The sequence below is a fragment of the Isoptericola sp. NPDC055881 genome (genome assembly GCF_053615895.1).
Genome location: NZ_JBSHCR010000067.1, coordinates 1 through 23,660, shown reverse-complemented (window position 1 = coordinate 23,660; position 23,660 = coordinate 1). Strand labels below are relative to the sequence as shown.

At 73.0% G+C, this 23,660-nt stretch carries 17 protein-coding genes; 2 read left to right on the top strand and 15 right to left on the bottom strand.

The window, feature by feature from the left end:
• Window positions 1–71: 71 nt before the first annotated feature.
• From ACWGKI_RS17160 to ACWGKI_RS17135, 6 genes are all read right to left on the bottom strand, one after another.
• Window positions 72–1,262 carry a glycoside hydrolase family 76 protein gene (locus ACWGKI_RS17160; protein ID WP_452188575.1) on the bottom strand — a complete coding sequence of 397 codons (1,191 nt, stop codon included), beginning with the start codon at window positions 1,260–1,262 and terminating at the stop codon, window positions 72–74.
• Between the two features lie 31 nt (window positions 1,263–1,293).
• Complete coding sequence (locus tag ACWGKI_RS17155) at window positions 1,294–4,359, bottom strand: alpha-mannosidase (protein ID WP_380244277.1); 3,066 nt, start codon at window positions 4,357–4,359, stop codon at window positions 1,294–1,296.
• A gap of 50 nt (window positions 4,360–4,409) precedes the next feature.
• A complete protein-coding gene (locus ACWGKI_RS17150; RefSeq protein ID WP_380244276.1) occupies window positions 4,410–5,318 on the bottom strand; it encodes a carbohydrate ABC transporter permease in 909 nt (302 codons plus the stop codon).
• The gene (locus ACWGKI_RS17145) at window positions 5,318–6,253 is read right to left on the bottom strand and encodes a carbohydrate ABC transporter permease (RefSeq protein ID WP_452188572.1); all 936 of its coding nucleotides are present in this window, start codon (window positions 6,251–6,253) and stop codon (window positions 5,318–5,320) included. Before ACWGKI_RS17145 ends, ACWGKI_RS17150 begins: the two co-directional genes overlap by 1 nt.
• A gap of 4 nt (window positions 6,254–6,257) precedes the next feature.
• Entirely contained in the window at window positions 6,258–7,619 is a 1,362-nt protein-coding gene (locus tag ACWGKI_RS17140) for an ABC transporter substrate-binding protein (protein WP_452188570.1), read from the bottom strand.
• 170 nt (window positions 7,620–7,789) lie between these two features.
• Window positions 7,790–9,010, bottom strand: a complete 1,221-nt coding sequence (locus ACWGKI_RS17135; protein WP_380244273.1) for an ROK family transcriptional regulator — start codon at window positions 9,008–9,010, stop codon at window positions 7,790–7,792.
• Window positions 9,011–9,170: 160 nt separating this feature from the next.
• Between ACWGKI_RS17135 and ACWGKI_RS17130 the strand changes: the two genes are divergently transcribed.
• The gene (locus tag ACWGKI_RS17130) at window positions 9,171–10,166 is read left to right on the top strand and encodes an acetylxylan esterase (RefSeq protein WP_452188568.1); all 996 of its coding nucleotides are present in this window, start codon (window positions 9,171–9,173) and stop codon (window positions 10,164–10,166) included.
• 312 nt (window positions 10,167–10,478) lie between these two features.
• On the opposite strand, the gene ACWGKI_RS17125 is transcribed toward ACWGKI_RS17130, so the two are convergent.
• The 9 genes from ACWGKI_RS17125 to ACWGKI_RS17085 all read right to left on the bottom strand — a co-directional run bounded on the left by ACWGKI_RS17125 (window position 10,479) and on the right by ACWGKI_RS17085 (window position 22,571).
• The gene (locus tag ACWGKI_RS17125) at window positions 10,479–11,423 is read right to left on the bottom strand and encodes a 4-(cytidine 5'-diphospho)-2-C-methyl-D-erythritol kinase (protein WP_380244271.1); all 945 of its coding nucleotides are present in this window, start codon (window positions 11,421–11,423) and stop codon (window positions 10,479–10,481) included.
• Window positions 11,420–12,292 carry a 16S rRNA (adenine(1518)-N(6)/adenine(1519)-N(6))-dimethyltransferase RsmA gene (rsmA, locus tag ACWGKI_RS17120; protein ID WP_380244270.1) on the bottom strand — a complete coding sequence of 291 codons (873 nt, stop codon included), beginning with the start codon at window positions 12,290–12,292 and terminating at the stop codon, window positions 11,420–11,422. Before rsmA ends, ACWGKI_RS17125 begins: the two co-directional genes overlap by 4 nt.
• A 94-nt stretch (window positions 12,293–12,386) precedes the next feature.
• A complete protein-coding gene (locus tag ACWGKI_RS17115; RefSeq protein ID WP_452188565.1) occupies window positions 12,387–13,748 on the bottom strand; it encodes an aggregation-promoting factor C-terminal-like domain-containing protein in 1,362 nt (453 codons plus the stop codon).
• 362 nt (window positions 13,749–14,110) lie between these two features.
• A complete protein-coding gene (locus ACWGKI_RS17110; protein ID WP_452188563.1) occupies window positions 14,111–15,427 on the bottom strand; it encodes a transglycosylase family protein in 1,317 nt (438 codons plus the stop codon).
• Window positions 15,428–15,611: 184 nt separating this feature from the next.
• A complete protein-coding gene (locus ACWGKI_RS17105; RefSeq protein ID WP_380244834.1) occupies window positions 15,612–16,829 on the bottom strand; it encodes an aggregation-promoting factor C-terminal-like domain-containing protein in 1,218 nt (405 codons plus the stop codon).
• A gap of 74 nt (window positions 16,830–16,903) precedes the next feature.
• On the bottom strand, window positions 16,904–17,839 hold the full coding sequence (locus tag ACWGKI_RS17100; protein WP_452188561.1) for a TatD family hydrolase: 936 nt from the start codon (window positions 17,837–17,839) through the stop codon (window positions 16,904–16,906).
• A gap of 2 nt (window positions 17,840–17,841) precedes the next feature.
• Complete coding sequence (gene metG / locus ACWGKI_RS17095) at window positions 17,842–19,464, bottom strand: methionine--tRNA ligase (RefSeq protein ID WP_452188559.1); 1,623 nt, start codon at window positions 19,462–19,464, stop codon at window positions 17,842–17,844.
• Between the two features lie 38 nt (window positions 19,465–19,502).
• A complete protein-coding gene (metG, locus tag ACWGKI_RS17090; RefSeq protein ID WP_452188557.1) occupies window positions 19,503–21,287 on the bottom strand; it encodes a methionine--tRNA ligase in 1,785 nt (594 codons plus the stop codon).
• A gap of 21 nt (window positions 21,288–21,308) precedes the next feature.
• Complete coding sequence (locus ACWGKI_RS17085; RefSeq protein WP_452188555.1) at window positions 21,309–22,571, bottom strand: PQQ-dependent sugar dehydrogenase; 1,263 nt, start codon at window positions 22,569–22,571, stop codon at window positions 21,309–21,311.
• Window positions 22,572–22,972: 401 nt separating this feature from the next.
• On the opposite strand from ACWGKI_RS17085, the gene ACWGKI_RS17080 reads away from it, so the two are divergent.
• Window positions 22,973–23,572 carry an isochorismatase family protein gene (locus ACWGKI_RS17080; RefSeq protein ID WP_452188553.1) on the top strand — a complete coding sequence of 200 codons (600 nt, stop codon included), beginning with the start codon at window positions 22,973–22,975 and terminating at the stop codon, window positions 23,570–23,572.
• The last annotated feature ends 88 nt before the right edge of the window (window positions 23,573–23,660 follow it).

Below are 23,660 nucleotides of genomic sequence, written 5' to 3'. Positions count from 1 at the left end.
GTGTATAAGAGACAGGTCGGACGGCGCGGCAGCTCGCGCTCGGCAGAGCGTCCTCGAAGGACGCAACGGCGTCAGTACAGGATCGACGCCTTGCCGCGCGGCCACGCGAGCGTGGCGTAGATCTGCACCATCGCCGCCTGGCCCAGCAGCTCGGTGGTCTCGCCGTCGGCCGGGAACAGCCCGGTCTCGGGGTCGCGCACGTCACGCCACTGCGCGTCCGCGTAGGCCGCCATCGCGTCCCGGTAGGTGTGCCCGCCGGTCACCGACTCCAGCAGCAGGAGGTTCTTGAACCAGATGGAGTTGAAGAACATGGGCTGCCCGTCGAGGCGGCCCTCGGTGACGTAGTACTGGTACGACGCCTGCGCGATCGCCTCGGCCTTGCGCAGGTACTCCGCCTTGCCCGTGGCCTGGTACAGCAGGGTGTACGTGCCCACCGGCACGCCCTGGTTGTAGGACCAGTGGGTCTTGTCGATCGACCCGTCGAGCTTGATGTTGTCCCAGTACAGCCCGTCCGGGGCCAGCAGGTAGCGGTCGGTCCAGTCCGTCATCCGCTCGGCCCAGCGCAGGTAGTCGGCGTCCCCGGTGATCAGGTACAGCCGCGTGGCGAGCTGTGCGCCCGGCATCGTGGAGACGGTGTTGCGGTCGGTGCTCCACGTCGCCTGCGTCCAGAACACGCCGCCCGGCGCCGGGTGGGTCGGGTCGGTGTCCCACCCCGACGCCACGAGGTCGAAGATCTCCTCGGCGCGGTCGAGCGCCGCGTCGTCGCCCGTGTCCAGGTACTGCTGCACCTTGGCGAGCGCCACCCACTCGTTGTCGTCGTAGAACATGTCGCCCCCGCCGCCGTACGGCGCCCGCGGGTAGGAGTCGTAGCCGGGCAGGCCCGTCGTGCCGCCGCCGGCGTTCCAGAACCGCTCCTGCCCGACGCCGCGGTCGGCGAGGTCGTCGGCGAACCCGCGGCCGGTGCGGCCCGGGATGCCCGCGAGGTCGAGCGTGGCGATGTGCGCCTGCGAGAACGGCCACTCGAACGAGTACGTCCGGTCGTCCGCCTTGCTCGGGTAGTGCTCCAGGTACAGCGACGACCCGTCGTCGGCGTACAGGTGCTCCTGCATGGCCTCGTAGCTGGCCACCGCGCGCGCCTCCTGCGTGCGCGGCGAGACGCCGTGCCGTCCCGTGTCGACGTCCGCGGACGCGGGGGCGGCGGCGGCCGCTCCCAGCGCGCACGCCAGCGCGGCGACCGTACCGACTGCTCTGGTGAACCTCATCGTCTCTCCTTCGCTCGGTGGTGCTCGGGTCTCAGCGGCGCACGCGCAGCGTGACCACCTGGAACGGGGACAGCTCGAGGAGCACGTCGTCACCGTCGCGCTGCGCGGCGTCCAGCGGCCGCTCCAGCAGGTCGGTCACGACGACCCCGGTGTGCGCGAACCCCGGCGTGAACCGGGTGCGCGCGCGGCCGCCGCGGCTCTCGTAGAGGCGCACGACGACGTCGCCGCTGCCGTCCTCGGCGAGCTTGACGGCCTCGACGACGACGGCGTCGTCGTCCACGACGACCAGCGGCTCCACGCCGTGGTCGCCCGTGACGACGCGCTCGGGCAGGTTCAGCGCGTAGCCCGCCCGGATGGCGTCGTCGATGCCGGCCCCGACGACGAGCTCGCAGCGCAGCTCGTGCTCGCCCTGGTCGGCGTCGGGGTCGGGGAACATCGGCGCGCGCAGCAGCGAGAGCCGCACGGTGGTGCCGCGGGCGCCCTGCGCGTCGGTCGCGTCGTCGGCCCGGGTGCGCGTGATGTCGTGCCCGTAGGTGGAGTCGTTCGCGACGGCCACCCCGAAGCCGGGCTCGGCGACGTGCACCCACCGGTGCGCGACCGTCTCGAACCGCGCGTGGTCCCACGACGTGTTGACGTGCGTCGGCCGGTGCACGTGCCCGAACTGGATCTCTGACGTCGCGCGCTCGGCCCGCACGTCCAGGGGGAACGCGAGCTTGAGGAGCTTCTGCCGCTCGTGCCAGTCGACGCGCGTCGTGATCTGCAGCCCCCGACCGTCGACCGGCAGGGCCAGGTCCTGCTCGATGCGCGACGCACCGACCTCGCGCAGCACGCGCAGCGCCGGGCCGGCGTCGGTCGTGACGACCTCGATCTTCGCCACGTCCGTGACGTCCGTGGTGCTGCGGCGGTAGTGCTCGTCGATGTCCCACGCCTCCCACTCGTTGGGGACGTCGCGGTGCAGCTGGAGCAGGTTCCCGCGCGCGCCGGGCAGGATCGCCTCGCGCCCGCTCGCCCGGTCGACGGCGGACACCACGTGCCCGGCGGCGTCGACGACGACGCGCACCAGGTCGTTCTCCAGCACCCAGCCGTCCGCGTCGCCCGCCGGACCGGACACCGGGGTCACCGTGCCCGCGCCGCGCGCCGCGTCCAGCGCCGTGGCGCCGAGCCCCGCGACGCCGTCGCGCGCGAACGGGCCCGCGTTGACGGCGACGGGGCGGTCCCCGTCGCCCACCAGTGCGCGGAGCGCGTCGGCCACGATCTCCTCGAGCTCGCGCGCCACCTCGGCGTAGTTGCGCTCCGCCTCGCGGTGCACCCAGGCGATGGACGACCCGGGCAGGATGTCGTGGAACTGCTGCAGCAGCACGGTGCGCCACAGCCGCTGGAGCCGCTCGGCCGGGTACTCGGCCCCGGTCCGCACGGCAGCGGTGGCGGCCCACAGCTCGGCCTCGCGCAGCAGGTGCTCGCTGCGCCGGTTGCCGCGCTTGGTCCGGGCCTGCGAGGTGTACGTGCCGCGGTGGTACTCGAGGTACATCTCCCCGGTCCACGTGGGCGGGGCGGCGTACTCGGCGCGCGCGGCGTCGAAGAAGGCCTGCGAGTCGGACAGCTCGACGCGCGGGGACCCCTCGAGGTCGTGCGTGCGGCGCGCGGCGGCCACCATCTCGCGGGTGGGGCCGCCGCCACCGTCGCCGAACCCGAACGGCACGAGCGACGTGTTGGCGCGGCCCTTCTCGGCGTACTGGCGCTCGGCGCGCGCCAGCTCCTCGGCCGACAGGTCCGAGTTGTACGTGTCCACGGGCGGGAAGTGCGTGAAGACGCGGCTGCCGTCGATGCCCTCCCACCAGAAGGTGTGGTGCGGCATCGTGTTCGTGTCGTTCCACGAGATCTTCTGCGTGAGGAAGTTGTCGCTGCCCGCGAGCCGGGCGAGCTGCGGCAGCGCGGCGGTGTAGCCGAAGGAGTCGGGCAGCCACACCTCCTTGGGCTCCACGCCCAGCTCCTCGATGAAGTACCGCTTGCCGGCCACGAGCTGGCGCGCCAGCGCCTCGCCGCCGGGCATGTTGGTGTCGGACTCGACCCACATGCCGCCCACCGGCACGAACCGGCCCTCACGCACCCGCTCGCGGATCCGCTCGAACAGCTCGGGGTAGTGCTCCTGCACCCACGAGTACTGCTGCGCCGACGAGCACGCGAACTTCACGTCCGGGTCCTCGTCCATCAGCGCCAGCACGTTGGAGAACGTGCGCGCGCACTTGCGCACGGTCTCGCGCGTGGGCCACAGCCACGCGGAGTCGATGTGCGCGTGCCCGACGGCGTGCACGCGGTGCGCGGACGCGGCGGCGGGGCTGGCCAGGGCGCCCGCGAGCGCCGCCCGGCCCGCGGCGGCGGTGCCGGCCACGTCGTCCGGGTCGACGGCGTCGAGCATGTCCTCCAGCGCCCGCAGCACCTCGGCCGCGCGCGGCGTGCTGCCGGGCAGCACGCGCACCAGGCCGTGCAGGGCGCGCACGTCCTGGAGCAGCTCCCAGGTGGTCTCGTCGACGAGCGCGAGGTGCATGGTGCGCAGCGCGTAGATCGGGTCGGGGCCGGACGTGTCCCAGGCGCCCATCCGCGTCGGTCGCGTCCAGGCGCCGCCCGGCACGTCGGGGTTGGCCGCCGCCTCGACGTAGAGGTCGACGCGACCGTCGGCGTCGAGCGCCTGCCCGGCCACGAGCGGCACGTGCTTGTTGCGGGGCTCGACGGCCTTGATGATCCGGCCGTCCGGGGTCCAGGCGGTGCCCTCGGCCTGGAAGCCGGGGCCGGCGCCCGTGAAACCGAGGTCGACGACGAGCTCCACTCGCGTGCCCGCGGGTGCGGCGTCCCCGGCCCACCCCGCGGGGACGGCACCGGTGACGTGGAACCAGGTGGTGTCCCACGGGCGCCCCCAGGGGGTGCCGATCGCGAACGGCGCGTACGTGGCCCGGGAGGCCTCGTCGAACGGCACCGGCTCCCCGCCGACGGTCCACGCCTCGACGTCGAGCGGCCGGGTCTCGCGCAGGACGGCGGGCTCCAGCCAGTCCTTCACGAAGCGCTCGAGACGCATGGTGGTGCGGGTGGTGGTGTCGTGCATGGATCAGGCTCCTGGTGAGGGGTGGGACGGTGGGACAGGTCAGGGCGGAGTCAGCCCTTGACGGCTCCGGCGAGCGCGAACGACGAGCCGGAGAGCCGCGAGACGAGCACGTAGAGCGCGACCGCGGGGATGGAGTAGAGCATCGAGTACGCCGCGAGCTGGCCGTAGGCCACGGAGCCGTACTGGCCGAAGAACGCGAAGATGCTCACGGCTGCCGGCTGCTTCTCGGGGGTCAGCAGCAGCACGAAGGGGACGAAGAAGTTTCCCCAGGCCTGGATGAACACGAAGATGAACACGACGGCGATGCCGGGCCGCATGAGCGGCAGGACGATGGTGCGCAGCGTCGTCATGGCCGACGCGCCGTCGGTCCAGGCCGCCTCCTCGAGGGAGATCGGCACGGAGTCCATGAAGTTCTTCGTCATCCAGATCGCCATGGGCAGCGACGTCGCCGCCATGAAGAACGTGGTGCCGGGGAGCGAGTCGAGCAGGTTGAGCTTCACGAACAGCGAGTAGACCGGCACCATCATGGCCGTGATCGGCAGGCAGGTGCCGAAGAGGACGGCGTACATGAACGGCTTGTTGAAGCGCATCCGGTAGCGCGACAGCGGGTACGCCGCGAGCACGGACGCCACCACGGTGATCAGGCCGGTGCCGGCGGACAGGACGAACGCGTTCGTCAGCGGCACCCACGTCTGCTCGGGGGTCATGACGGCGGTGAAGTTGGCGAGCGTGAACGTCTCCGGCAGGCCGACGGCGAGGGTGGCGTTCGCGTCGAGGGACGCGAGCACGATCCAGCCGAGCGGCAGCAGGAAGCACAGCCCGACGACGAGGAGGACGACGTTCGACAGGGCACGGGCGGCGCGCGGCCCGGGTGCGGCGACGGACGGGGAGGTCCGTCGTCGCACGGGCGGGGCGACGACGTCGGGCACCGGCGAGGGCGCGGGGACGGTCTGGGCCATCAGTCGACCTCCGGCTTCAGGCTGCGGATGTACACGACGGAGAAGACGGCGCCGATGATCAGCATCACGGTGGCGATCGCGGTGCCGTAGCCGACCTGGGCGAACTTGAACGCCTCCTGGTAGGCGAGGATCGGCAGCGTCGAGCTGTCCGTGCCGGGGCCGCCGCCCGTCATCACGTAGATGAGGGTGAACACCGAGAGGGTCTGCAGCGTCGTGAGCATGAGGTTGGTGGAGATGCTGCGCCGGATGGTGGGCAGCGTGACCCACACGAGCCGCTGGACGCCGTTGGCGCCGTCGACCGTGGCCGCCTCGGTGATCTCGGGCGGCACCTCCGCGATGGCGGCGGCGTAGACCATCATCGAGAACGCCGTGCCGCGCCAGACGTTCGCGAGGATGACGGCGAGCATCGGGTGGTCGAACAGCCAGTCCGGGCCGGCGATCCCGACGCCGGCGAGCAGGGAGTTCAGCGTGCCGTCCGCGTGGAAGAACGCGTAGGCGGCGAACGCGGCGACGATCTCCGGCAGCACCCACGCCGTCACGACGAGCGTCGAGACGACCGCGCGGACGGGCTTGAGGGCGGAGCGCATGAGCATCGCGAGGCCCAGGCCGGCGACGTTCTGCCCGATCACCGCGGACGCGATGACGAAGAGCACCGTGAGCCACAGCGCCTTCGGGAAGTCCGGGTCGCCGAGCAGCTGGACGTAGTTGTCCAGGCCCACCCACTCGGGGTTGGCGGCGGCCGGGCCCGTCAGGGCCGCGTTCGTGAACGAGCCGTAGAACGACCAGACGACCGGCCCGAGCATGAACAGCGCGAGCAGGACGACGGCGGGGAGCAGCGGCACGAGGCGGCCGGCGGTGCGGCGCACCGGAGTGCGCCGCACCGTCGACGGCCCCGCGCCCGGCGCCGCGGACGGCGCGGGGGCGAGGGCGGTCACGTCGTCAGCCGTTCGTCGTGTTCTCTTCGCCGACCTGGGAGACGACGGCCTTGTCGTAGGTCGCGGCGGCCTCCTCGGGCGACTTCTGGCCGGTCATCACCGACTCCATCGCGACCTGGATCGCGTTGGAGATCTGCGCGTAGTCGGACGTGGCCGGGCGGAAGTTCGTCACGCCGACGAGGTCGGAGAAGAACGGCACCGTCGGGTTCGCCTCGGAGTACGAGGGCTCCGCCGCGACGTCCTTGCGCACCGCGATCTGGCTGTTGTCGATCGCGAACCGCAGCGAGTTCTCCTTGTCGAGGGCGTGGGTGAGGACGTCGAACGCCACGTCGGGGTTCTTCGACCCGGCGCCGATCGCCATCGTCCACCCGCCGGACATGCTGACCGCGCCGGGCGCCTGGCCGTCCTGGGTCGGCATGGCGGCGGTGCCCATGACGTCCGTCCACTCGGGCCACGGCGCCGTGCCCTCCTTGAGCCACGTGCCCGGCATCCACGAGCCGTCGAGCGAGATGCCCAGCTTGCCCTTCGGCAGCCACTCCGCCGAGACCGTGTTGCCCACGTTCGGGTCGAGCGCCTGCTGCGGCGTGGGGGCAAGGCCCTCGGTGTAGATGGTCTTGATGAAGTCGAGCGAGTCCACGAACTCCTGCGACCCGACCACCCACTTCGCGGAGTCGGTGTCGTAGAGCGTGCCGCCCGTGCCGTAGAGCAGCATCTCGAAGCCCTGCATCGTCGACCCCTCGCCCATCGGCTTGCCGGAGTAGACGTTGAGCGGGATGACGTCCGGCTCGGCCTTCTTGATGGCGCGCGCGGCCTCGAGCAGCTCGTCCCAGGACTTCGGTGCCCAGTCGTCCGGCAGCCCGGCCTTGGCGAGCACGTCCTTGTTGAACCAGAGCCCGCGGGTGTCGGTGCCCATGGGGACGCCGTACGTCTTGCCGTCGTCGCCCAGGCCGGCCTGCTTGGCCTGGTCCACGAACTGGCCCCAGTCCTCCCAGTCGGCGAGGTAGTCGTCCATCGGCAGCAGGTACCCCGCCTCGACGTCGGACTTGATCATGAACGTGTCCTCGTACATGAGGTCGGGGGCCGTGGCGGGCGCCCGGTTCATCAGCGCGAGCTTGGTGAAGTAGTCGTTCTGGCTGGCCTCGATCGGCACGAGCTCGATCGTGACGTCGGGGTTCTCCTTCTCGTACTCGGCCTTGACGTCCTTGAACAGCTCGTCGGCCTGCGTGAAGTTGCCGAACTTCTGGTAGGCGATCTTGATCGTCGCGTCACCGTCTTCGCCGCCGCTGCCCCCCGAGCCGCAGGCTGCGAGGGCGAGGACGAGTGCCGTGACCGCGGTGCTCGCGGCGAGGGGTCGTGCCAGTCGCATGGTGCTCCTTTGCCCACATGAGTGGCCCGACGACGCCGGGCCGGCTGACGCGATTAACTCAAGCGAATTGAGTTAATGCTGTCAAGGGCGCAGGCGCACCCTGTGGCACGGATCGACCGGAAATCTCCCGCGAACCGGGCGGGAACCTGTCGAGACTCGAGCGGGACGGGCTACGAGCGGACGACCGCGCCCGGCGGCGTCGCGCCGACGAGGTCGGACGGGCGGGGCGAGAACAGGCCGTCCAGGACCAGGCTGGCGGCGCCCACCGCGCCGACGTGGTCCCCCACGGCAGAGCCCAGCACCTCGACGGCGTGCACCTCCCGCAACGTCGCCTGCAGGGTCAGCTCCCGCCGCACCACCGGCAGGTAGTGCGGGGCCAGGCGCGCCCACGCCGGCCCGCCGAACACCACCACCCCGGCGTCCATCAGGTCCGCCACGACCGTGATCCCCCGGGCCACCCGCCGCGCCGACACCTCGAGGATCCCCGCCGCGACGGCGTCGCCGTCCGCAGCGTGCCGGCACAGCGTCGTGAGCGCGGCGTCGAGCTCGCGGGGCGAGGACGCCGGGGTGTCCGGCGGCAGGACGCCGCTCGCGACGGCCTCGGCGACGAGCGTGGCGGGCGCCGCGGAGACCCCGATGCACCCGCGGCTGCCGCAGCCGCACAGCGGGCCGTCGTTGTCGACCACGAGGTGGCCCACCTCCCCCGCGTTCCGCGTCGAGCCCGTGAGCAGCTCGCCGTCGTGCGCGACCGCGACGGCCACGCCGAAGCCTGAGTAGAAGAACAGCGACGTGCCGCGCTGCATCCGGTTGCCGCGCCACAGCTCGGCGACCATCGCCGCCGACACGTCCTTGTCGAGCACGACGTCGAAGCCGGTCGCGGCCGCCAGGAGGTCCCGCACGGGCACCTCGCCCCAGCCGTCCAGCAGCGGCGGCCGCAGCACCGTGCCCGCGTTCAGGTCCACGGGGCCGGGCGCGGCCACGCCCAGGCCGAGCACCGCCTCCCGGTCCACGCCGGCGCGCCGGAGCATCGCGTCCGTGGCCGCGGCGACCGCCTCCGCGACGGCCTCCGGCCCGGCCGGGGTGGGCTCCACGACCTTCTCCAGCGTCCGGCCGTCGAGGTCCACCAGCACCGAGGTCACGACCACGGGGTCGATGTGCGTGCCCAGCGCGTACGCGCCCCGAGGGTCGAGGTACAGCATCGTGCGGGGCTTGCCGCGGCCCGTGGACCGCCGCTCGCCCTCCACGACATAGCCGTGCGCGATCAGCCGCGCCACGATGTTCGAGACCGCCTGCAGGGACAGCCCTGTCCCGGCGGCGAGCTCGCTGCGGCTCGTCCCGTCCGGCGCTCGCCGCACCTGGTCGAGCACCACCATCTGGTTGAAGTCGCCCACCCGCGGCAGATTGGTCCCGCGACGCACCGTGTCCCTCACCTCGTCCGTCCGACGGTTGCAGCGTAGACGTCCGGCGCGGGGAAGCGTTCTCCGTGGTCGCCGTCCGGCCACTACAGTGCACTCCGACACCGCAGTGCCGCAGGAAGTCCGGAGGAACCCGATGGCGCAGTTCGACCTGCCCGTGCCCGAGCTCGAGGCGTACGTCCCCCTGATCGACGAGCCCGCCGACTTCGACGAGTTCTGGTCGCGGACCCTGGCCGAGAGCCGCGCGCACGACGACGCGCCCGTGCTGGAGCGCGTGGACACCGGGCTGACGGAGCTCGTCGTGGACGACGTGACCTTCCCCGGCTTCGGTGGCCAGCCGGTCAAGGCCTGGCTGACCCGGCCCGCACGCCACGACGCCGCCATCGACGGCCCCCTGCCGGCCGTCGTCGAGTTCGTCGGGTACGGCGGCGGCCGCGGCCTCGCGCACGACCACCTGGGCGTCGCGGCGGCGGGGTACGCGCACCTCGTCATGGACACCCGCGGCCAGGGCTCGGGCTGGGGCCACGGCGGCGACACCCCCGACCCGGTGGGCAGCGGCCCCGCCTCCCCCGGCTTCATGACGCGCGGCGTGCTCGACCCGCACGACCACTACTACCGGCGCGTCTTCACCGACGGCGTGCGGGCCGTGGACGCCGTCCGCCAGGTCGCCGGCATCGACCCGGCGCGTGTGGCCGTCACCGGCACGAGCCAGGGCGGCGGCATCGCCATCGCCGTCGCGGGCCTCGTGCCGGACGTCGCGGCCGCGGCCCCCAACGTGCCGTTCCTGTGCCACTACCGCCGCGCCGTGCAGATCTCGGACGCGTTCCCGTACGCGGAGATCACGCAGTACCTGTCGGTGCACCGGGAGCACGAGGACGCCGTCTGGCGCACGTTCTCCTACCTGGACGGCGTCTCGTTCGCCCGCCGCGCCCGCGCCGCCGGTCTGTTCTCCACGGCTCTGCGGGACGACGTGTGCCCGCCGTCGACCGTCTACGCCGCCTACAACCAGTGGGGCGCGCACGGTGACACCACCCCGGACAAGGCGATCGACGTCTACCCCTACAACCGGCACGAGGGCGGCCAGGGCTACCGCTTCGCCCCGACGCTGGCCTGGCTGTCCAAGCACCTCTGACCGCGAGGTAGTCCAGGTCCCCGCGAGGTAGTCCAGGTCCCCGCGAGGTAGTGGAGACCTCCGCGAGGTAGTCCGCGTCGCGAGGGACGCGAACTACCTCGCGGAGACCTGAACTACCTCACCGCCCGCAGGACTACCTCGCGTAGGTCCCAACTACCTCACCGCTCCTCGCACTACCCCGCGGAGGTATCAACTACCTCGCGGTGGGCCCTACTACCTGACCGGTCCCCGCACTACCTCGCCGCCCACAGAACTACCTCGCGGTGAGCCTGAACTACCTCGCGGTGGCTCGCGCGGGACCGGTGTCGGCGGTCAGGGCAGGAGGCGGGCGCCCTGCGCGGGGCCGGAGGTGCACCAGACGGCGTCGGCGGCACCCTCGGCCGTCCAGGACGCGGCGACGGCGAGCGCGTGCTGGCGCGACCGGGCGAGCGCCGCCACGGTGGGCCCGGACCCGGACACGAGAGTGCCGAGCGCGCCTGCGTCCCGGGCGACGGCGAGCGTGCGCTCCAGCTCAGGCCGGAGGGACAGCGCGGCAGGTTCGAGGTCGTTGTGGAGCGCGCGCCCGAGGGCGTGCGCGTCACCGGCGCGCAGCGCCTGCATGAGCCCGTTGTCCTCCGCGAGGCTCGGGTCGGCCGGCGCGCTGCCGTCGTCGTCCGCGAGCTCGTCGAAGCGGCCGTACACGGCGGGCGTGGACAGCCCCTCCTCCTGGGTGGCGAACACCCAGTGGAACTCGCCGCGCGTCATCGCCGGCGTCAGCAGGTGTCCCCGGCCGGTGCCGACGGCGGTGTGCCCGAGGAGAGCGAAGGGGACGTCGGAGCCGAGCTCGGCGGCGATCGCCGCCAGGTCGTGGCGGCTCATGCCGGTCTGCCACAGCGCGTCGCACGCGACGAGCGTCGCGGCGGCGTCGGCCGAGCCGCCCGCCATGCCGCCGGCCACCGGGACCCCCTTGGCCAGGTGCAGCGCCACGTCCGGCGTCGCCCCGACCCTTTGAGCCAGGGCCACCGCCGCCCGCCAGGCGAGGTTCGACTCGTCCACCGGCACCCGGTCGGCCTGAGGTCCGTCCACGGTGATCGTCACGCCGGCTCCCTCGGGCACCTGGGTGGCGGTGACCTCCTCGTAGAGCGCCACGGCCTGGAAGATCGTCGCCAGCGGGTGGTACCCGTCGTCCTGCACCGCGCCGACACGCAGCGACAGGTTCACCTTCCCCGGCGCGCGCACGCGGACCGACGGCGACGGAGCGGCGGCGAGGTGCGTCACGCGTCCACCGTGCCAGCAGCGACCGGAAGCTGCTCGGCGATCCGCGCGAAGTCCTCCACGCCGAGGCGCTCCCCCCGCAGCCCGGGGTCGACGCCTGCGGCGCGCAGCGCCTCCTCGGCGGCGGCGCCCGAGCCGAACGTGCCCGACAGGGCGGCGCGCAGCGTCTTGCGCCGCTGCGCGAACGCGGCGTCGACGACGGCGAACACCTGCTCGCGGGTGGCGGTCGTGACCGGCGGGTCACGACGCTCCAGCCACACGAGCGCGGAGTCCACGTTGGGCTCGGGCCAGAACACGTGCCGGCTGACGTTGAGCGACCGGCGCGTGTCCGCGTACCAGGCCGCCTTGACCGAGGGCACGCCGTAGGTGCGCGACCCCGGCCCGGCGGCGAGCCGGTCCGCGACCTCCGCCTGCACCATCACGAGCACGCGCTCCAGGGTCGGGAACCGCTGGAGGAAGGTGAGCAGCACCGGCACGGCGACGTTGTACGGCAGGTTCGCGACGAGCGCAGTCGGCGGCTCGCCCGGCAGCTCCGTCACCTCGAGGGCGTCGGCGGGGACCACCTCGAAGTCCGCGTCGGGAGCGTGCCGCCGCACCGTCTCGGTGATCTGCCCCGCGAGCACCCGGTCGATCTCGACGGCGACGACGGACGCGCCCGCCTCGAGCAGCCCGAGCGTCAGGGACCCCAGGCCCGGTCCGATCTCGACGACCCGCTCCCCCGGCGTCAGCCCGGCGGCGCGCACGATCTTGCGCACCGTGCCGCCGTCGTGCACGAAGTTCTGCCCGAGCGTCTTGGTGGGGCGCACGCCGAGGCGCCCTGCCAGCTCGCGGATCTCCGCAGGGCCGAGCAGGGCGCCAGGGGTGTGGGTCATGGGGCCGAGTCTATTCGGCGGCACGCACCGTGCCGGTCGAAGCCGGTCGAAGCCGGTCGAAGCCGACCGAAGCCGAGCGAAGCCGACCCGGGTCTCAGTACCAGCCGACCGACTCCGAGTGGCCCCAGGCGCCGCACGGCGTGCCGTACACGTCGGCGATGTAGCCGAGGCCCCACTCGATCTGCGTGGCGGGGTTGGTCTGCCAGTCCGAGCCGGCCGACACCATCTTCGAGCCGGGCAGCGCCTGCGGGATGCCGTAGGCGCCGGACGACGGGTTGGACGCCGAGGCGCTCCAGCCCGACTCCTTGGTCCACAGCGACTCGAGGCACGTCCACTCCGAGCCGGACCACCCGCGGGCCGCGGCCATCTGCTGGCCGATCGACCGGGTCGAGCCCGAGAACGTCGTGGTCGTGGCAGCCGCCGGCTCCTCCGGACGCTCCTTCGTGCCCTTCACCAGCACGCGGGTCACGGGCTTGGCGGTGACCTTGTCGGAGAGCTTGGTCTTCTTGACGACCTTGCCGTCGACCGTGGTGACCTGGCGGACGATCGTGCGCTCGCCGTCCTTGCCCTGCTTCGCGACCTTGGCGTCGAGGTCGGAGTACCGGTCGTCCGACGTCTTGGTCCTGGTGCCGTGGGCGATCGCCTTCGTGGTCGTGACCTTCTTGGTCTCGACGCGCTGGACGACGACGGCCACCTGCGGCGTGGCGGGGGCGTCCGCGGCCTGCTCGGTCGAGGCGACCTCCTCGGTCGTCGCGGTGGCCTTGCCGGCCTGCTTCTCCTGCTTCGCGACCGCGGCCGTCACGCCCTTCTTCACGTCGGGGTTGGCGGTGCCGGTCACCTGCACGCGGTCCTTGGCGCCGAGGTCGACGTCGGCCTGGTGCAGCACGCCCGCGACGTCGTCCGCGCCCTCGACGACGTCCGTGGTGCCGTCGTGCACGACGGCCACCGGGCCGTCGGTGTCGACGTCCACGGGCAGCGTGGCGCGGTCGCCCGAGCGGGACGCGACGATCCGCACGTCGCCACCCCGGGCGGTGAGGGTGTCCAGCGCCTCGTCCGCGTCGAGCGCGGTGACCCACACGTCGTCCTGCTTGCCGTCCACCTGGAGCGTGAGCTCCTTGCCGGAGCGGACCACGATGTCGGCGCCGTCCTCGAGCTCGTCGCCCGCGGCGGGGGTCACGAGGTCGCGGTCGCCGACGACGACGCCCTGCGACGTCAGCAGGTCGTCGACGGAGCCGGAGTAGGAGGTGACGGTGCGCACGGCGCCGTCGACGTCGAGCGTCACGGTCTTGCGGGCGTCGGCGTAGGCGACGGCCCCGCCGGCGACGGCGACCGCTGCAGCCGTCGCGGCGGCCACGAGGGGCCAGCGGCGGCGATGGCTCGGGGCGGTCGTGGCCGGCGCCGCAGGCTCGGGGGCCGGCACGGCGGGCACAGGAGAGGTCTGAGGGGTGCGGGTCACGAGAGTCCAGTCGTCGTGCTGTCCGGGCACGGTCGTCGAGGGCGGGCCTCGACGACCCGTCACGCACCGGGGCGGCGCGGTCGCGCCTCGCTCCCGGCCTCCGCGCCCTGAGGCGCCGAGTACCGACCCACCGATCCGGCGGTCTTCCCGTCGCGGCCCATACACCTGAACGGTGCGGCTCGCCTGCGGGACACACGACCGTAACCGATTCGTTATTGAGAACCTAATCCCGCGGCGCGGTCGTGACGAGCACCACGGTCGCCGCGGCGGAGCCGCCGGCCGCGCCCCCGACCCTGGGACGGACGAAGGCCCGCCGCCCGACCCTGCGACAGGGTCGGCCGACGGGCCTTGTTCGACTCAGCTCAGAGCAGGCCGAGCTTCGCCGCGCAGCCGGGCCACTGGCCCCAGCCCGACTGGGCCTGGAGCTTCTTGGCGATCCGGGTCTGCTCGGCAGCCGAGTTCTCCGACGGCAGCCCGCTGCCGCCCAGCGCCTGCCACGTCTGCAGCGAGAACTGGTACAGGCCGTAGTAGCCGTTGCCCGTGTTGGTCGCCGGGTTGCCCCCGGACTCGCACTGGGCCAGGTCCGCCCACACGCCCGCGGGCGCGGAGCCGAGCGACGTGCCGCTGGACGACCCGCTCGACGACCCGCTCGACGACGACCCGGAGGACGAGCTGCTGCTCGACGTGGTCGCGGGCTCCGGCTCCGGCTCGGGCTCCGGCTCGGGCCGGGCCTTGGTGCCCTCGACGACGATCTCGGTGACCGGCTTGGTGGTCACCTTGTCCGAGAGCTTCTTCTTGGCGACGACGTCGCCGTCGACCGTGGTCACGCGGTAGGTGAGGGTGCGCTCGCCGTCCTTGCCCTCCTGGGTGACCTTGCTGCCCAGGTCGGCGTACCGGTCGTCGTCCTGCTCGGTGCGCGACTTGTGGTCCACCGCGACCTTCTTGGTGACCTTCTTGGTGTCGACGCGCTCGATGACGATGCGCACCGCGGGGTCGCCCTCGGTCTTGGCGGCCTGGCTCTCGACGAAGACGTGGTCGTCCTTGTCGACGGTCAGGCCGAGGCCCTGGAGGATCGCGTCGAGGCCGACGGAGCCGTCGTCGACCACCGTGGTGGTGCCGTCGGCGACCACGGCGACCGGCTGGTTGGCGTCGAGCTGGAGGGGCAGCGACGCGCGGTCGCCGGAGCGGGACGCGACGAGGGAGACGTCGGAGCCGCGTGCGTCGAGGCCGCGCAGGGCCTCCTCGGCGTCGAGCGCCGTGACCCACACGTCGTCCTGCTGGCCGTCGACGTCGACCGTGAGCTGGTGCCCGGACCGCACGACGACCTGGGAGCCGTCGCGCAGGGCGGCGTCCGTGCCGGGGGTGACGGAGTCACGCTCGCCGACCTCGACGCCCTGGGCGTCGAGCAGGCCGGCCACGGAGCCGGAGAAGGTCTGGAGGGTCTGCGTCTGGCCGTCGACGTCGAGCGTGACGCTCTTGCGCGCGGTCTCGTAGGCGGTGGCCGCGCCACCGGCGAGGACGAGGGCGCCTGCCGCGAGGCCCGCGATCAGCGGGAGCCGACGGCGGCGCGTGGCGGTCGTGGTGCCGGAATCGGACGCCTCGGGCGTCGACTCGGCCGAGGGATGGGGAGTCTCGTTCGAGGAGTTCACACAGGTCCAGTCGTCGTGCGATCCGGCCACGACGGCGGGCTCCCGACTGGCGGTCGGGGCCGAGGTCGATCCGGTGGCTCCGAAGACCGTAACCGGATCGTGACTATCGGCCAAGCCCGGATGTGCTACGGATGCCCGCGTCTGTCCGGTGCCGTCCGAAAAGTCTGGACGGGTGAGGTGACCCGACTCACAGGCCCCCCGCCGGCCCCTGGGCTCAGTACCAGCCGACCGACACGGAGTGGCTCCACGCCCCGCACGGCGTGCCGTAGCGGCCGGCGATGTAGCCCAGACCCCACTCGATCTGCGTCGACGGGTTGGTCCGCCAGTCCGCCCCGGCGGTCGCCATCTTCGTGCCCGGCAGCGCCTGCGGGATGCCGTACGCCCCGCTCGACGCGTTCTCGGCGTTCCAGCGCCAGCCGGACTCCTTGTCCCACAGCTTCTCGAGGCAGACGTACTGGTCGTCGCCCCAGCCGCGCTCGGCGGCCATGGCCTTGCCGATCGCCTTCGCCGAGCCCGGGTCGGGGGTCGCCGTGGAGACCTCCAGCGTGCCCACCACGACCACCTCGTCGACGGGCTCGCGCGTCACCTCGCGGTCCAGCACCGTGCGCTGCACCTCGGCGCCGTCGAGCGTGTGCACCTCGTACGTCGTGACGCGCTCGCCGGGCACCCCGGCCGTGCGGACCACCTCGTACCCCTTCGGCAGCTCGGCGGACTCGACACGCTCGGTCTTGAACGGGATGACCTCGGTGACGCGGTCGGCGTCCGTGTCGCCCCGGCTGACCATCACGACCATGCCGTCCACGGCGGCCGCGCCGAGCGGCACCGACGTGCGGTCCTGCTTGCCGAGCGTGATGCCCGCGGTGGACAGCACGTCGCGCACCGTGGCCTGCGAGGTGCGGATCGGCAGGACGAGCCCGTCCACGGCGACCTGGACCGTCTTCATGGTCGACACGCGCACGGGTGCGCGGTCGAGCGGGGCCGTGCGGGACGCCGACGTCACCGCGTCGGCGCCGCGCGGGCCGAGCGCGGCCAGCAGCTCGCCCACCGTGTGCGCCGTCGTCGGGAAGGTCGTGACCTCGCCGTCGATCTCCACCGTGACGTCGCGGCTGGAGCGCACGACGACCTCGCCGCCGTTCCGGGCCGCGGACGACGCCGCCGGCTGGACCAGGTCGTCCGGGCCGGGGGTGATGTGGTGGGAGCGCAGCACCTCCGCGACGGTCGTGCCGTACGCGTCGACGGTCACGACACGGCCGTCGTAGTCGATCGTCATGGACTTGTGCGCGTGCGCGACGGCGGCGGTGCTGCCCAGCAGCGCGACGACGACGACGCCGTGCACGACGTGCCGCGCGGGACCGGTCAGCGGCCCGCGGCGCGGGGACGACGGACCGGTCGCCGCCACGTCCGACGCCCGCTTCGCCCTGGTTCTCCGCACGAGCACCAGACCGTAACGGAACCGTGACCTCGGGGGAAGCCCCGACCTGCTCGCGCCCCGCTCGCCGCCCCGGCTCACCAGGCGCCGTAGACGCGTTCGGACGTGGCCGAGACGGCCCGGCAGACGTCGTCCAGCGGGCGCTCCAGGACCGCGGCCATCGCCCGCACCGTGTGCGCCGCGACGTACGGGGCGTTCGGCTGGCCGCGGTACGGGTGCGGCGGGAGGTACGGCGCGTCCGTCTCGACCAGCACCAGCTCCAGCGGCACCGTCCGCAGGGCGGCGCGCAGGTGGTCGTTGCGCGGGTACGTCACGGGGCCGGCGAACGACAGGAACCACCCGTGCTCCGCCGCCAGGGCGGCCATCTCCTCGTCGCCCGAGTAGCAGTGGAACACCGTGCGCTCGGGGGCGCCGTCGGCCAGCAGGACGTCGATCACCTGCGCGTGCGCGTCCCGGTCGTGGATCTGCAGCGCCAGGCCGAGCTCCTTGGCGAGCGCGACGTGCGCGCGGAACGCCTCGCGCTGCACGCGCTCGCCCTGCGGTCCTGTGCGGAACAGGTCCATCCCGGTCTCGCCGATCGCGCGGACGCGGTCGTGGGCGCGCGCGACGTCGGCCACCCGGGCGAGGGCGTCGTCGAGCGCGACGGCGTGGTGCGGGGCGGGGTCGGGCTCCAGACCGTCCGGGCCCACCTCCCGCACGCCGGCGTGCAGCACCGCCTCGTTCGGGTGGATCGCGACGGCCGCGAGCACCCCGGTCCCTGCTCCGGCCCCCGCCCCGGCCTCGGTTCCGAGCAGCTCGACCGTCCAGTCGATGCCGGGCAGGTCGCAGCCCACCTGCACCACGCGGTCGACCCCCGCCGCCGCGGCGCGCGCGAGGTGCTCCTCGACCGTCGGCACCGCGACGTCGTCCGGCAGCACACCGGCGATCGCGTCGAGGTGCGTGTGGTTGTCCGCGACGGGGACAGGCAGCGGCTCCGGGTCCGCCGGGAACCCGCGCTCGCGCTTGCGCCCCACGATCAGGCGTCGTCGGCGAGACGCGGGAAGAGCGCCGCACCCTTCGTCACGGTCGCGCCGGCCGGCAGGACGCCGAAGCTCGCCGCGCTCGCCACCGGCTGCGCGTCCAGCGCGCCCAGGCTGCTCTCCGCGCCCAGGGCGTCCCAGAGCGCGTGCGCCGCCTGCGGCGTCACCGGGTTGAGCAGGACGGCGAGGGAGCGCAGCGCCTCCGCCGCCGTGACGAGCGACGTCGCGAGCCGGCCGCCGTCGACCCCACGGCCGTCGGCGTCGGTCTCGCCCTCCTCCTTGGCGACCTTCCACGGCTGCGTCTCGGTGATGTACACGTTCGTCGCGTCCACCAGCGTCCACGCGGCGCCGACGGCGTCATGGATGGCCAGGCGGTCGATCGCCGCCTCGGCGTCCGTCACGGCGCGCGCGGCGACGGCCTCGAGGTTCTTCTCCAGGTCGGTCGCCGGGCCGGCCGTCGGCAGCGCGCCGCCGAAGTACTTGCCGATCATCGCCGCCGTGCGGGACGCGAGGTTGCCGAACCCGTTGGCCAGCTCGCCGTTGTACCGGGCGACCATGTCCTCCCAGGAGAACGAGCCGTCCCCGCCGAACGCGATGGTCCGCATGAAGTAGTAGCGGAAGGCATCGGAGCCGAACGTGTCGACGATGTCGTCCGGCTTGATTCCCGTCAGGCGCGACTTGCTCATCTTCTCGCCGCCCACCAGCAACCAGCCGTGCGCGAACACCCGCTTCGGCAGCGGCAGCCCCGCGGCCATCAGCATCGCCGGCCAGATCACGGCGTGGAACCGCAGGATGTCCTTGCCGACCAGGTGGACGTCGGCCGGCCAGGTCCGCGCGAACCGCTCGCGCGCCGCCTCGTCGTCGGCGCCGTAGCCGACCGCGGTCGCGTAGTTCAGCAGGGCGTCGAACCACACGTACAGCACGTGCTTGTCGTCCCAGGGGATCGGGATGCCCCAGTCGAACGTGGACCGCGAGATCGACAGGTCCTGCAGGCCCTGCTTCACGAAGCCGATGACCTCGTTGCGCGCGCTGGCCGGCTGCACGAACTCGGGGTCGTCCTCGTACAGCGCGAGGAGGCGCTCGGCGTACGCGCTCATGCGGAAGAAGTAGTTCTCCTCCGCCAGCATCTCCACCGGCTTGAGGTGGATGGGGCACAGCTTCTGCCCCTCGTAGTCGCCGGTGCCGTCGACGAGGTCGCCCGGGAGCTTGTACTCCTCGCACCCCACGCAGTACGGGCCCTCGTAGGACCCGGAGTAGATCTCGCCCTTGTCGTACAGGTCCTGGAGGAACGTCTGGACGGCGGTCTCGTGCCGCTCCTGGGTGGTGCGGATGAAGTCGTCGTTGCGCACGTCGAGCGTCTTCAGGACCGGCTGCCACGCCGTCTCGACGAGCCGGTCCGCCCACTCCTGGGGGGAGACGCCGTTCGCCTCGGCCGTGCGCAGCACCTTCTCCCCGTGCTCGTCCGTCCCGGTGAGGAACCAGACGTCCTCCTGGCGCTGGCGGTGCCAGCGCGTGACGACGTCGGCCGCGACCGTCGTGTACGCGTGCCCGATGTGGGGGGCGTCGTTGACGTAGTAGATCGGCGTCGTCAGGTAGAAGGTCTTCGCGCGCTCCGGCATGCGGCCCATCGTAGTTGGGCAGGGGCGGCGCCCCGCCCTCAGGCCTTCGCGCGCAACCGCTCGAGCTCCTCCTCGACGATCGAGTCGTCGAGCTTGGTGAACACGGGCGTGGGCTTCGCGACCTCGGTGCCCGGCACGACGGCGCGCGGCTCCCACGCCGGGAACGCGTAGTCGCCGGTGATCACCGGGTAGGTGCGCGAGTCGTCGTCGAGATCGGTGACCTCGTCGATGCGCGGCTGGGGCGCGAACGTCCCGGTGCCGCCGAACGTCTCGTGCACCCGCTGCGCCGAGTGCGGCAGGAACGGGCTGAGCAGGGTGTTGCAGTCGCTCACGGCCTGCGTGACCGTGTGCAGCACCGTGGCGAGCCGGTCGGGGTCCGTCTTGAGCTTCCACGGCTCGGTCTCGGACACGTACCGGTTGACGTCGCCGACGACGCGCATGGCCTCCGCGATCGCCGCCCGCTGGCGGTTGGACCCGATGAGGCCGCCCACGGTGCCGAACGCCTTGCCCGTCGTCTCGAGGACGGCGCGGTCGACGTCCGCCCGCTCGCCCGGCGTCGGGACCTGCCCGAAGTTCTTGTGCACCATGCTCGCCGTGCGGTTCACCAGGTTGCCCCACCCGGCGACGAGCTCGTCGTTGGTGCGGCGCAGGAAGCTGTCCCACGTGAAGTCCACGTCCTGGCTCTCCGGGCCGGCAGCGGCCACGTAGTAGCGGAACGCGTCCGGCTGGTAGCGGGCCAGCATGTCGCGCACGTAGATGACCACGCCGCGCGAGCTGGAGAACTTCTGGCCCTCCACGTTGAGGAACTCCGAGCTGACCACCTCGGTGGGCAGCTGCAGCGCGCCGTAGGGCCCGGGCGCACCGCCGCGAGAGCCCTTGCCGTCGTAGGCGAGCAGCTCGGCCGGCCAGATCTGGGAGTGGAAGGTGATGTTGTCCTTGCCCATGAAGTAGAAGGAGCGGGCGGTCTCCTCGGTCCAGAACGCGCGCCACGCCTCCGGGTCGCCGGTGCGGCGCGCCCACTCGATCGACGCGGACAGGTAGCCGATGACGGCGTCGAACCACACGTAGAGCCGCTTGGTGGGGTTCTCCTGCCACCCGGGCAGCGGCACGGGGATGCCCCAGTCGATGTCGCGCGTCATGGCGCGGGGGCGCACGTCGTCGAGCAGGTTGCGGCTGAAGTTCAGCACGTTGGGCCGCCACCCGGTGCGCGTGCGCAGCCAGTCGCCCAGGGCGTCGGCGAGCGCCGGGAGGTCGAGGAAGAAGTGGTTCGACTCGACGAACCTCGGCGTCTCGCCGTTGATGCGGCTGCGAGGGTTCTTCAGGTCGATCGGGTCGAGCTGGTTGCCGCAGTTGTCGCACTGGTCCCCGCGCGCGCCGTCGTACCCGCAGATCGGGCAGGTGCCCTCGATGAAGCGGTCGGGCAGCGTGCGGCCGGTGGACGGGGAGATCGCCCCCATCGTGGTCTTCTCGACCAGGTAGCCGTTCTGGTGCACCGTGCGGAACATCTCCTGCACGACGGCGTAGTGGTTGCGCGTCGTGGTGCGCGTGAACAGGTCGTAGGAGAGCCCGAGGGACGTGAGGTCCTCGACGATGACGCGGTTGTAGCGGTCCGCGAGCTCCTGCGGGGTCACCCCCTCCTGCTCCGCCTGCACGAGGATCGGCGTCCCGTGCTCGTCGGTGCCGGAGACCATCAGCACGTCGTGACCCGCCATCCGCATGTGCCGGCTGAAGACGTCGGAGGGAACGCCGAAGCCGGCGACATGGCCGATGTGCCGCGGGCCGTTGGCGTAGGGCCAGGCCACGGCGGAGAGGATGTGGGTCACGCCCGCGATTGTAGGGGCCGGTCACCGGAGGGCGACGCGCACCAGCCGGTCGTCGCCGTCGCGGGGCGTGCCCCGGCCGTCGGTGTTGTTGGTCAGCACCCACAGCCCGTCCGCGTCCCCGCCCCCGGCGACGACGGGCGCGACGTTGCGCAACCGCCCGAGCTGCTCGACGAGCAGCGCCTGCGGCGCACCCAGCGGCCGGACGCTGCCGTCGGCGTCGACCCGCCCGCTCTTGCCGTCGTCCTTGCCCTCGTCCGTGCCCGTGCCCTCGCCCGTGCCCTCGCTCGCGCCCGAGCCCGTGCCGCCGAACGGCACCCGCCACAGCCGCTCGCCGCGCAGCCCGGCGAGGTACACGGCATCGTCCGTCACCGCGAGCCCCGAGGGGGACGCCTCGTCCGGCGACCACCACGCGACGGGCGCGACCGTGCCGTCCCCGGCGCCGTCCGGCCCCTCGACGTCGGGCCAGCCGTAGTTGCCGCCCGGCTCGATCACGTTGAGCTCGTCCCAGGTGTTCTGCCCGAACTCGCTCGCGAACATCCGCCCCGAGCGGTCCCACCCCAGGCCCTGGACGTTGCGGTGCCCGAGCGTCCAGACCGGCGACGCGGGGTCGGGGTTGCCGGGCGCCGGCTGGCCGTCCGTCGTCACGCGCAGGATCTTGCCGCCCAGCGAGCCCGGGTCCTGCGAGGCGGCACCGTCACCCGCGTCGCCCGTCCCGACGTAGAGGAACCCGTCCGGCCCGAACGCCAGCGCGCCGCCGTCGTGGTGCCCGGCGCGGGGGATGCCGGCGAGGACGGTCGTGAGGCCGCCCAGGGACGTGCCGTCGAGCGTCCCGCGCAGCACGGCGTTGTCGTCCGCGCCGGTCCGGTAGACGAAGACGTCGCCGGACGCCGGGTCGCGGGCCACCCCGAGCAGCCCGCCCTCGCCGTCCGGCGCGGTCTGCGCCGCGAGCTCGTCGGCGCCCGGACCGGTGACGTCCGTCGTCGTACCGCCGTCGGGATCGACGACGACCAGGCGGGCCTCGTCGCGCTGGCTGACCAGCAGGGTTCCGTCGGGCAGCGAGGCCAGGCCCCACGGCACGTCGAGGCCGTCGACGACGGTCGTGACGTCGGCGGCGGGCGTGGGTCCCGCCTCGGCCGCGGGCGTCGTCGTCCCGGACCCGGGCGAGGCGGACGTCCGCGACGCGGTCGGCGACCCGTCGTCCCCGGTGCTGCACGCGCCCGCCACGAGGAGCAGCCCCAGGACGGGGAGGACGACCGCCGCGGAGCGGCGCAGGTGCCGGGCCATGACCTCATCCTGCTGCGCCGGCGGGGCCGCGTCGACACCTGGACCCCAGCAATGGCATGATCCCGCCAAGAGCCGGTCAAGGGAGACTGCCATGTCGTTCACGGAGCACGTCCGACGCCTGTTCCTCCGGCGCGAGGAGCTGCCCTCGCCGGGGACATCCCGGGACCTGGCTCCCGCGGCCCTGGCTCCTGCGACCCCGGCCCCCGCGCTGGCGCCGGCACCTCTGGCCCACGACCGCGGCTGGCCCGCCGCCGGCACGATGTCGGTCCAGCCGCTCCGCTGTCCCGACACCGCTGGCGGCCGTTACTGCTGACCCGCCCGACACGGCACGGCGGCCGGCACTGTCCCATGACCTGTCCCATGACATGTCCCGTGGCACCTCACGGTGGCAGGGTGGGCCCATGAGCGAGAGCACCACCCCCGCGGACCGCCCGGCCCGCGCACTGATCGTCGTCGACGTCCAGCCGACCTTCTGCGAGGGCGGCGAGCTGGCCGTGGACGGCGGGAACCAGGTCGCCGAGGACGTCGCGGCCTACGCCGCCGCCCACCGCGACCGGTACGAGATCGTCGTGACCACGCAGGACTGGCACATCGACCCGGGCGACCACTTCAGCGACCACCCCGACTTCGTCGACTCCTGGCCCCCGCACGGCATCGCCGGCTCCCCGAACGCCGAGCTGCACCCCGCGCTCGCCGACCTGGGGCCCGACGTGTCCGTGCGGAAGGGCCAGTACGCCCACGGCTACTCCGGCTTCGAGGGCACCGACGCCGAGGGCCGCACCCTGGAGCAGGCCCTCCGAGAGGCCGGCATCGAGGCCGTCGACGTCGTCGGCCTGGTCGAGTCGCACTGCGTCAAGCGGACGGCCCTCGACGCCGTCCGGCTCGGCCTCGCCACCCGCGTCCTGGTCGACCTCACCATCCCCGTGAGCCCGGAGCAGGGCGAGCAGGCCCGCGCGGAGCTGACCGCCGCAGGCGTCGAGCTCGCCCCCTCGACCCCCTGACCCCCCGACCCCCTGACCCACACCCGCTGTCGCCGAACAGGTGGTTGTGGGGGGTGGTGGTGTTGTAGAAGTTATAAAACAAAAACAT

Excerpts from the sequence above, each read along its gene's own strand:
- ACWGKI_RS17160 (WP_452188575.1), bottom strand. The coding sequence starts at position 1,262 with ATGAGGTTCACCAGAGCAGTCGGTACGGTCGCCGCGCTGGCGTGCGCG.
- ACWGKI_RS17155 (WP_380244277.1), bottom strand. The coding sequence starts at position 4,359 with ATGCACGACACCACCACCCGCACCACCATGCGTCTCGAGCGCTTCGTG.
- ACWGKI_RS17150 (WP_380244276.1), bottom strand. The coding sequence starts at position 5,318 with ATGGCCCAGACCGTCCCCGCGCCCTCGCCGGTGCCCGACGTCGTCGCC.
- ACWGKI_RS17140 (WP_452188570.1), bottom strand. The coding sequence starts at position 7,619 with ATGCGACTGGCACGACCCCTCGCCGCGAGCACCGCGGTCACGGCACTC.
- ACWGKI_RS17130 (WP_452188568.1), top strand. The coding sequence starts at position 9,171 with ATGGCGCAGTTCGACCTGCCCGTGCCCGAGCTCGAGGCGTACGTCCCC.
- rsmA (WP_380244270.1), bottom strand. The coding sequence starts at position 12,292 with ATGACCCACACCCCTGGCGCCCTGCTCGGCCCTGCGGAGATCCGCGAG.
- metG (WP_452188559.1), bottom strand. The coding sequence starts at position 19,464 with ATGCCGGAGCGCGCGAAGACCTTCTACCTGACGACGCCGATCTACTAC.
- ACWGKI_RS17085 (WP_452188555.1), bottom strand. The coding sequence starts at position 22,571 with ATGGCCCGGCACCTGCGCCGCTCCGCGGCGGTCGTCCTCCCCGTCCTG.
- ACWGKI_RS17080 (WP_452188553.1), top strand. The coding sequence starts at position 22,973 with ATGAGCGAGAGCACCACCCCCGCGGACCGCCCGGCCCGCGCACTGATC.